Source organism: Rhodococcus sp. no. 34 (genome assembly GCF_054589475.1).
The window spans coordinates 195070-204221 of the sequence record NZ_BAAILK010000046.1 but is presented as its reverse complement, the minus strand read 5'-3'; the positions used below and the strand labels follow the sequence as shown (position 1 = coordinate 204221).

Genomic DNA, 9152 nt, shown 5'->3' with positions numbered 1-9152 from the left:
TCGTGGCGTGAGAGGCGGGTCAGCATCGGCAGGCCGAAGGCGAGGGTCTTGCCCGATCCGGTCTGTGCGCGGCCGAGAACGTTGGTTCCGGCGAGCGCGTCCGGGATGGACTGCGCCTGGATGGGGGACGGGACGGTGATGGAGTTGCGAGCCAATGCGGCAACAAGCTGCTCGGGCAGGCCGATCTCGGCGAAGGTGATTCCCGGCTCGGTGGCGACTGCTTCTTCGGCAGCGGGGGTGTTGACGGTGGGGTCTTCGATGTTCTCGGAAGACGACATTTGGACAGCGTTGGTCACGCGGAAACCTCTCCGGACTACGGGCACGTCGCGGAGCGGAAGAAGCCATGCTGAAATACACGACACAGTTCGCAAAGGGACGAGCCAGGGCACATGTCACCTGGCAATCCGAACGCATACTGCGGGGAATTGGGCTGTGTGCCGTTATATGTTGACGGACCACGATGGTGGCCGTGATCCACTCTACGCCACCGGGGACACCGAAGTCAGGTAGCCCCGCCTGTGACCTGCACTACTACACGGGGTTACGCAGGTCAAGACTCAGTATGCGTTGAAAAGCAGTCGAAGTTCGGTGAGCCAGGGCACAGCAACCGCAACCGTGGGAACAACGAGAATCGCGACCGCCCCGAGATACGCAAAAACTGCGATGCGGGGATCTGCGTCGTCGGCCGAGAGGCGTTGCACCCGGATGAGCGTCGACGGCCCGCCCGCTGCCATTGCCCCGCGGGGTGCCGTCGATCCGGCACACGCGACAAGCGCCCGCGCGAGGGGAGTGGGACCGGTAGCCCTCACGGCTGAATCGTCGGCGAGCAACTCCACCAGGAGTTGTACCGATCCGAGCGCCGACTTGCTACGGACGAAGCGGGGGAACGCGTGATTGACGGCCGTGAAAGCCTCGAGGACCAGATCGTGACGAGCTCGCAGGTGGGAACGCTCGTGCGTCAGGATGGCTTTGACCTCGGCATGATCGAGGTTCTGCAGAGTGCCTTGACTGAGAACCACGCGTTGACGCAGACCTGGCAGGCAGTACGCGATCGGTTCGTCGACGTCCAGTACGCGCAGATCGGGTGTGCGTTCCACCGACGCAGGCATGGCGCAGTCGTCGAGAAGGTCCACCAACACACGGTGACGTGCACGGCGACGTCGGGTTCTCACAGCGACCTGGATGATCGAGAAGATCAGCTTCGCGCCGATCAGGAGCGTCAGGGCAAAAACAACCACGTACAGAATCCACAGCGGGAGCCCAAGTGCATCGATTTCGGCGGTCGGGGCCGTCGTCGGCCTACCGTCAGCGCCGGGAACGAGCAGCTGGCTGGCAATGGCCAGCCCCGAGCTGAATGCTGACAACACCGCAGCAATTGCGACGGCTTGCCACAGAACCAACGCCGCGCGTGGAGCGCGGTAAGGCCACGTGGAGCGGCTCAGGAGTGCGGGAACCGGACCGGCCAGCAACAAGGCAAGCAGTCCGAAAACCAGTGCAGTAGTGGCGTTCATGTCCTACACATCATGCACGACGAAATCAGTTCGGCCTAGAAATTCCGGGCTGCGCAGCCTTTTTCGCGGACTCGCGCACCTCGAGGGCAGCGAGCGCTTCGCGGAGAGCATCGGCTTCGTCAGCATTGACCTGTCCCACGAAGTGGACGAGTGCCGCGGCGCGACCGCCGGACTCCGGAGCCTGGGCCAGAGCGTCGACCATCAGGCTCGCGACCAACTCTTCGCGCTTGTTGACGGGAAGATAGCGATGTGCGCGATCGTCACGCTGCTGAATCACCAGATGCTTCTTCGCCAGGCGCTGCAGAACGGTCATCACCGTCGTGTACGCCAATTCGCGATGCGTCGCGAGTGCTTCATGCACCTGTCGCACAGTTTGCGGTTCCGATGTGGACCACAAATGATCCATCACCGCGCGTTCGAGTTCACCTAGACCTGCCATTCTTCGATTCTACGGACTTCCACGACGAAATACGTACTACTGGTAGTAGTAACCACCTCGGTGGGGGTGTGGTATTGGCCATAGTGATCTGCGTGACGGTTACGGTGGTGTGAGACGACGGAATTCCCGACAATGACGATGCCCGATAATTGCAAGCCAAACAGTCGATCCGCAGAAAGTAGCCGCACGTAGATGACGATCGACAGTTCGCCGGGCACCGAAGAATCGACATCACGGGCGCGGGTAGTCACGCAGAAAGCTGCCGGCATCATCCGTTTCGGCATTCGCGACGCACCGTTGACGGTCGTTCTACTTCTCACCATGTGGATCGTGGGTGCCGCAACCGGCAGCCTCGTTCACGGACCGTCCCGCGATCTCGAGCACACGATTGGTGCCGGCATGGGCTCGATCCAGCACGGCCGCATCTGGACTCCGCTCACGTCGGTGCTGTGGGCAGGAAACCTGCTCGGGTACCTCGGCGCGACCGTGCTCCTGATCGCAGTCGCCGCACCCCTCGAACGCCGAATGGGAACGATCAAGCTTGCGATCGCCGGCGCAAGCACTCAAATCTTGGGAGTCCTGCTCGGGCTCGGCTGGGCGTCGTTTGCGAAGGTGTTCGATTCCAGTTGGGGATTCCGCCTCCACGTGGGCTCCGCGGTCGGAGCCAGTGCATGGATCGTCGGCGCTGCGATGGCCGCCAGCTCGAACATGGGCACCCTGTGGCGCCGTCGCATTCGCGTCGGAACTTTGGCGTTGACGATCACTTTGGCCTTGTTCAGTGGTCAGCTGCAAGACGTCATCCGATTCTTTGCCGCTGTGGTGGGTTTGGTGATCGGACAGTGGATCGTCGGACGATCGGCGCGCGGTGAGCGCATTGCCGGGACACAGCGAGAGGGTCGCGTCCTGGTCGCCATCGTCGTCGCGGCGAGTGCGATCGGCCCGATGATCGCCGCATTGTCCCCGCAGGCGGTCGGCCCACTCGCGGTCCTCCGTGACCTCTTCCGCGGAGTTCCCTGGACTGTCGCCGAGGTTCGAGAACTGTGCGAGGAGTCGTCGTCGGATCCGGACTGCCGACGAGGACTCCTCGAGCTCAGACTCTCCGGTATCGGCCCGACTCTGCTCTCGCTGATGCCGTCGATCTTCGTTCTCGTGTTGAGTGACGGGCTCCGTCGTGGCCGCAGATTCGCCTGGATTGCGACAGTGTGTGCTCAGGTCGTCCTACTCGTCCTCTCGATCGGGAACTTCGTCATCAGGTTCGTCGACGCCGTCGACAGTGACAGCTTGTTCTACGGAATCAGCGATCCGAACGTGTACCGAACTCTGGTGCCGTTCCTGACACCGCTCTTCGTACTGATCCTGCTGATCGCGACACGTCGATACTTCGACGTCGCGGCCCCGGCCAAGACATACCGACGTCTCGGTGCTGCGATCGTGACCTTGCTCGCGGTCCTCGCCGTGATCTACGTCGGCGGCGGAATGCTCGCCAGGCACGGGTTCGATCGCGAGCCCACCGTAACGATGTTGCTCGCGGACTTCCCTCAGCGCCTTGTACCGCCCGTGTACCTGCAGTTGATCGATCCGCGTCTGCTTCCCGTGGACATCGAGTCGACGTTGCTCTTCGAGTGGACCGGCGTCGTGTTCTGGGGCGTCGCCGCCGTGTTGGTGTTCGTGAGTTTCCTCAAGCCGGTCAAGACTGCCGATCCCAAAGCCGCCGAACGAGCGCGATCCATGTTGATCGCCGGTACCGGCAGCCCGTTGTCCTGGATGACGACGTGGAAGGGAAACACATACTGGTTCAGCGCGGACGGTTCGAGTTACGTCGCGTATCGCGTCATCGCCGGTGTTGCTCTCACAACCGGTGATCCGGTCGGTCCTCCAGATCGCATGCGCACGGCGATCGAGGAGTTTGCCGAGTTCGCGTCGTCGAACGGTTGGATTCCCTGCTTCTATTCAGTGACCGACGACGCCCGAAGCATCACTGATTCCATGGGCTGGAGCGGCCTGCAGGTCGCCGAGGAAACCGTGCTCGACCTCGGACAGGTCGCGTTCACAGGAAAGCGGTTCCAGGATGTGCGAACAGCACTGAACCGGGCGAAGAAGTCCGGGATCACGGCCGAGTGGATTTCCTTCCCTCATGCACCTCTCGCGATCAAGGATCAGATAGTTGCGATCTCGGAGGAATGGGTGGCGGACAAGGGGATGCCCGAGATGGGATTCACCCTCGGCGGACTCGACGAGGTCGACGACGAACAAGTGCGGTGCCTGATCGCCGTCGACGAGGATCGCACCGTGCACGGTGTCACGTCGTGGCTACCGGTGTACCGCGACGGCAAAGTCGTCGGGTGGACACTCGACTTCATGAGGCGACGCTCCGAAGGATTCCGTCCCGCGATGGAGTTCCTCATCGCCTCCGCTGCACTGAAATTGGAGGAGGAGGGCGTCGAGTTCCTCAGTCTGTCCGGTGCACCGTTGGCAACAATCGCCGGTGATTCCGAGAGGAATGCGAACGAACCGGAGGCCACGACTTTCTCGGCGATGATGGACAGCGTGCTCGACCTACTCGGTCGCACCCTGGAACCGGTCTACGGATTTCGTTCGCTGTTGGCCTTCAAATCGAAGTTCCAGCCTCGGTACGTGCCGATGCACATGACCTTCGCCGATCCAGCCGCGTTGCCGAGCATCGGGAACGCGGTCGGACGGGCGTACCTGCCGACCGTGACGATCGGTCAAGGATTCAAACTTGTTCGGACGATTCTGGGTCGCTGATTCGCGATCGTCACGCAGGCTTTGCCGGCCCGCCGACGGCGCCGAACACGTGCCGGGTACCGATCGGAACGATCAGCGGCCGATCCGAGACGGGATCGTCGATGACCGCAGCTTCGAGACCGAATACGTCGAGCAGAAGTTCCGCGGAAATGATCTCTTTGGGGACGCCCGAAGCGACGACGGCGCCGTCGCGCATCACGATCAGATGATCGCTGTATCTGACCGCGAGATTGAGGTCGTGCAGCACCATCACCACGGTGCGCCCCATTTCCTCGTGGAGTTGATCCACCAGGTCGAGGACTTCCATCGAGTGCGCGAGGTCCAGATAGGTAGTCGGTTCGTCGAGAAGCAGAATGTCGGTTCCCTGGGCGAGAGCCATCGAGATCCAGGCTCGCTGGCGCTGACCGCCGGACAATTGATCGACGGGTCGATCGGCGAGATCCGAGACACCGGTCAGCTCCAGCGCTTCGGCGACCTCGCCCTCGTCGTCCGCGGACCACTGCCTGATCCACGACTGGTGCGGGTGGCGCCCACGTGAGACCAGATCGGCGACCGTGAGTCCTTCGGGCGCAACCGGAGTCTGGGGGAGCATTCCGAGCACCCGTGCGACTTCCTTGGTCTTCATCGAACTGATCGCCTTGCCGTCCAGGACGACCGATCCGCCCTTGGGCTTGAGCAGACGACCGAGCGCACGCAGGAGCGTCGACTTGCCGCAACCGTTGGGGCCGATGACCGTCGTGATCACGCCGGTAGGGATCTCGAGATCGAGTCCGTCGACGATGATGCGGTCCCCGTACCCGAGCGTCAGGTTCTTGGCGACGAGACGCGAAGGAGTATCGGTGGACTGGGCGATGGTGGTCATGCTGTGACCTTCCGATTGTTACGAACCAACAGGTAGAGCAGGAACGGACCACCCAGTGCGGAAGTCACGATTCCGACGGGGAGTTCCACAGGCAGAATTGTTCGAGCAATGACGTCGCTGCCGACCACCAGTACAGCACCGGTCAGCGCGGACGCCACGATGGGCGGGCCGGCAGAGCGCACCAGACGCATGGCGACCTGTGGCGCAGCCAGGGCGACAAAGCCGACCGGACCTGCTGCGGCGGTTGCGATGGCGGCCAGCGCCACGGCGGAGAGCAACAGTTTGGCCTGCGATGATTGCAAGCGAACACCGAGAGAGGTGGCGTTGTCGTCGCCCAACCGCAGCGCTCCCATGGTGAACGAAGCGATCACCGCGTAGCCGCCGACTACCGCGACAGCGATGGCTACCGGCCACATCTGATTCCAGGTGGCACCGTTGAGCGAACCGTTGAGCCACACCTGTGCGCGGGAAGCATCGTTGATGTCCGCCGAGATGAGAAGCCATCCCGTCGCTGCCACGAGCATGGCGTTGATGCCGATGCCGATCAGGATGAGGCGGAATCCCTCGACGCCTTTTCGCCATGCCAGGGCGTAGATCACCACAGCTGTCAGCAGACCGCCACACAGTGCAGCCAACGGAATCCCCAGTGTGGCAAGCAGTCCCACGAACGACCCGCCACCGCCGAGCACGATGAGAGCAACCGCGGCAGCACTCGATCCGGCCGTGATTCCGAGGATGTCGGGGCTGGCGAGGGCGTTGCGAGCGATCGTCTGGGTGACCGCACCGGCAATGCCGAGTGCCATACCGATGAAGAGTGCGGTGAGCGATCGAGGAAGTCGGAGGTCGAAGACGATCAGGTTCTGTGTCTTGCTTCCATTACCGAGCAGGACGGAAATGACATCGGGGATCGAGATCGGATAGTCGCCGCGTCCGATGTTGATGCAGAGCAGAAGGAAGAGTGCGACCGCGAGCGCAATGCACACCGACACCGCGAGTGGACGGTAGACCAGCGAGAATCCACCGATACGAATCGACTTACGTGAGGGGACGGTCCGGGGGAGTACCCGGAGTTCTTGCTTGAGCGTCACAGACTTGCCAACTTCCTGCGGCGTACGAGAGCGATGAAGAACGGGGCGCCGAAGAGGGCCAGGATGATTCCGACCTGCAACTCGCCGGGGCGCACGACTACGCGACCGATGATGTCCGCGGTGATCAGCATGACCGCACCGAGCAAGCCCGCGTACGGGACCAGCCAGCGGTAGTCGGGTCCGGTGATGGCCCGGGCCACGTGGGGGACCACCAATCCGATGAACGCGATAGGTCCACACGCTGCGGTCGCGGCGCCGGTCAGCAGGGTGATCGCGATGATGCCGAGTGTGCGACTGAACGCGATGTTCGTTCCCAACGCTTTTGCGACGTCTTCACCCAGGCTGAGGACATTGAGACCAGGCGTACTCGCCAGGGCGATGACCAAACCGAGTATCAGGAAGGGGAGGACCTGCCAGAGAACGTCGAACCCGCGACCGGACACCGACCCGACTACCCAGAAACGGTAGGCGTCCAGACTGGTCTGGTCGAGGATGATCACGGCATTGGTCATGGCTTGCAGGAAGAACGCGACGGCCGCGCCCGCCAGAGCCAAACTCAGAGGACTCGCGCCGCCGTTTCCGATGGAGGACAAGCCGAAGACGACGATGCTGGCGACGAACGATCCTGCAAACGCGAACCAGAGGTACTGACTCGGTGCGGTGAAGCCGAAGAGATAGATCGCCATGACTACGAAGAAAGCCGCGCCGGCGTTGAGGCCGAGTAGTCCGGCATCTGCCAACGGGTTACGCGTGTGTCCCTGAATCAGGGCGCCGGCGATACCGAGTGCGATGCCGACGACAAGACCCAGGATGGTCCGCGGAGCGCGCAACGTTCGCACGATGATGTCCGTCTGGGTGCCGTCCGAACTGAAGATGGCGTGGAAGATCTCGGCAAACGTCAGCGGACGTGCGCCCACCGCGATGCTCGCGAGCATGACGAGCGCGAGAAGAACCGTGAGCACCGCGAGACCGATCAGCCGGCGTCGACGAGTTGCCCCGACGCTGTTGTCGCGCGCGAGTTCCTCGAACCCTTCTTCGCGCGCCGTGCTTTCACGGACCACCTCGATACCGGTTCGATCGAACGGCCTGCGCAGAGCTCGGCGAACGCCGATGGGCTGCTTTGTCTTTGCGTCACGCGTGACCAGACCTACCCATCCCTTTCCCGAGGTCCGGCCTGTGGCACCTTCGCGGAATCCCAGGTTCCACACGAGGAGACCAACGGCAATGGCTATTGCCGTCCCACCGAATACTGCGCGGTCGGCTTCGCCGCCACCGTTCTCGTCTCGGAGCGACTGAACGACGTACCAGCCGACGAGCAACGGAAGCAGGAACACCCCCGCGTCGAAAATCCCAGCTAGAACACGCATTCGGACAGGAGCCGGGCCGCGCGGCACTATGCGCCGTCCGTACGTCTCGCTGGGTCCTCGGGGATGTCCGTTCCCGAGCGGTTTGATCATCGTCACTGGCGGTTCGAGCTCCTGGTCTTTGTGCGCAGGGAATTCGCATCTTAGGTTACGGAACCCTATGTGGGTGTGCTCCCTGCGGGGCAAGTTCCTGTGAATATGCGGTGCCCAGCGTCACAGTTCTTTACTCTTGAATTATGGTGAGGCTAACCTACATTAAGAACCACAAGACAACTTCGGCCGATTGGAGTGCACGGTGACAATCACCTTGACCACCCAGCATGCGGATGTTCGTGAATTCGAACTCCGGTCGAACGCATTGAGCCGCACCAGCGTTCGCCTACGAGCACTCAACCCTGACTACCCGCGCGTCTACGCGGTTGCCGCCATGTCAGGTGAAGGCAAACGGCGTTGGTGGCAGTTGAGTGAAGGCTTGTGCGGGGATCGGGTGCATCAGATGTTCGCCCGCTCGCTCCAGGATCTCGACAGTGCCGAAGCTGCGGCGATACAGGTCGCAACATCACTGATTCACGCTGTGGTCGGCAGGGTTGCCGCATCGATCGTCTCCGAAGGTGCCGCTTGGGATCCAGGCCTCGAGAACCTGTTCATCCACATGGACAGCGACGGCGGTATCGACTGGGCCGGGGTGATCGACGAAACTCTGCGAGTTGCGCCGAACGGACGGGAGTCCGGCAGTGACGGCGTCGTCGACATGCCGTGCGAAGAAGCGCTCCTCGTCTGGACCGCGCACCGTTGCCTGACCTCGCTACGGGCGATCTACGACGCCGTCTCCAGGTGTGCGCCCGTCGACCAGTTCAGATTCTGGGGCTTGGTAGGGGAGTCGATCCTGGGCGCAGCGGCATATGTCCCCATCTTGGCCGGCGGGGGCGAATCAGCCGCTCAGCGCCGCGGGCAGGGGCTGCTGGACGCTTTTGTCGCCGCAGGGCTGCCCGTGCGTGCACGCCGCAAGGTCTCGCTGCGTCCTCGTTGGAACCAGTTCGACGAAGGGCTTGCTAAATTAGGTCAGCCTTGCCTATGATTGTGGAACACCGCGCGGAGAGCTACACCCCGCGAGAGTGACGA

The 9152-nt window shown here is 62.5% G+C and carries 8 protein-coding genes; 2 read left to right on the top strand and 6 right to left on the bottom strand.

The features are described from left to right. The 3 genes from ACYP01_RS22085 to ACYP01_RS22075 all read right to left on the bottom strand — a co-directional run. The coding region (locus ACYP01_RS22085; RefSeq protein WP_459682453.1) for a DEAD/DEAH box helicase at positions 1 to 296 on the bottom strand (296 nt) is incomplete at its 3' end. A 261-nt stretch (positions 297 to 557) separates the two neighbouring features. After that, a complete protein-coding gene (locus ACYP01_RS22080) occupies positions 558 to 1511 on the bottom strand; it encodes a M56 family metallopeptidase (protein WP_003944922.1) in 954 nt (317 codons plus the stop codon). Between the two features lie 25 nt (positions 1512 to 1536). Continuing rightward, the gene (locus ACYP01_RS22075) at positions 1537 to 1950 is read right to left on the bottom strand and encodes a BlaI/MecI/CopY family transcriptional regulator (protein ID WP_003944876.1); all 414 of its coding nucleotides are present in this window, start codon (positions 1948 to 1950) and stop codon (positions 1537 to 1539) included. Between the two features lie 192 nt (positions 1951 to 2142). On the opposite strand from ACYP01_RS22075, the gene ACYP01_RS22070 reads away from it, so the two are divergent. After that, positions 2143 to 4716 (top strand): bifunctional lysylphosphatidylglycerol flippase/synthetase MprF, encoded by a 2574-nt coding sequence (locus ACYP01_RS22070; RefSeq protein WP_042450926.1) that lies wholly within the window; start codon positions 2143 to 2145, stop codon positions 4714 to 4716. Positions 4717 to 4726: 10 nt separating this feature from the next. On the opposite strand, the gene ACYP01_RS22065 is transcribed toward ACYP01_RS22070, so the two are convergent. The 3 genes from ACYP01_RS22065 to ACYP01_RS22055 are packed head-to-tail and all read right to left on the bottom strand — an operon-like array spanning position 4727 to position 8123. Beyond that, positions 4727 to 5578, bottom strand: coding sequence for an ABC transporter ATP-binding protein (locus tag ACYP01_RS22065; RefSeq protein ID WP_064075304.1), 852 nt, complete (start codon positions 5576 to 5578; stop codon positions 4727 to 4729). Beyond that, positions 5575 to 6666 carry a FecCD family ABC transporter permease gene (locus tag ACYP01_RS22060; RefSeq protein WP_003944960.1) on the bottom strand — a complete coding sequence of 364 codons (1092 nt, stop codon included), beginning with the start codon at positions 6664 to 6666 and terminating at the stop codon, positions 5575 to 5577. The genes ACYP01_RS22065 and ACYP01_RS22060 overlap by 4 nt, the downstream gene beginning before the upstream one ends. Next, positions 6663 to 8123, bottom strand: coding sequence for a FecCD family ABC transporter permease (locus ACYP01_RS22055; RefSeq protein ID WP_073512408.1), 1461 nt, complete (start codon positions 8121 to 8123; stop codon positions 6663 to 6665). Before ACYP01_RS22055 ends, ACYP01_RS22060 begins: the two co-directional genes overlap by 4 nt. 202 nt (positions 8124 to 8325) lie before the next feature. Here ACYP01_RS22055 and ACYP01_RS22050 point away from each other — a divergent pair, with 202 nt between their 5' ends. After that, positions 8326 to 9108 (top strand): hypothetical protein, encoded by a 783-nt coding sequence (locus ACYP01_RS22050; protein WP_003944809.1) that lies wholly within the window; start codon positions 8326 to 8328, stop codon positions 9106 to 9108. Positions 9109 to 9152 lie beyond the last annotated feature (44 nt).

What these genes read in the sequence shown, in the direction of transcription:
- ACYP01_RS22080 (WP_003944922.1), bottom strand. Translation starts at nt 1,511, where the DNA reads ATGAACGCCACTACTGCACTGGTTTTCGGACTGCTTGCCTTGTTGCTG.
- ACYP01_RS22055 (WP_073512408.1), bottom strand. Translation starts at nt 8,123, where the DNA reads ATGATCAAACCGCTCGGGAACGGACATCCCCGAGGACCCAGCGAGACG.
- ACYP01_RS22075 (WP_003944876.1), bottom strand. Translation starts at nt 1,950, where the DNA reads ATGGCAGGTCTAGGTGAACTCGAACGCGCGGTGATGGATCATTTGTGG.
- ACYP01_RS22065 (WP_064075304.1), bottom strand. Translation starts at nt 5,578, where the DNA reads ATGACCACCATCGCCCAGTCCACCGATACTCCTTCGCGTCTCGTCGCC.
- ACYP01_RS22070 (WP_042450926.1), top strand. Translation starts at nt 2,143, where the DNA reads ATGACGATCGACAGTTCGCCGGGCACCGAAGAATCGACATCACGGGCG.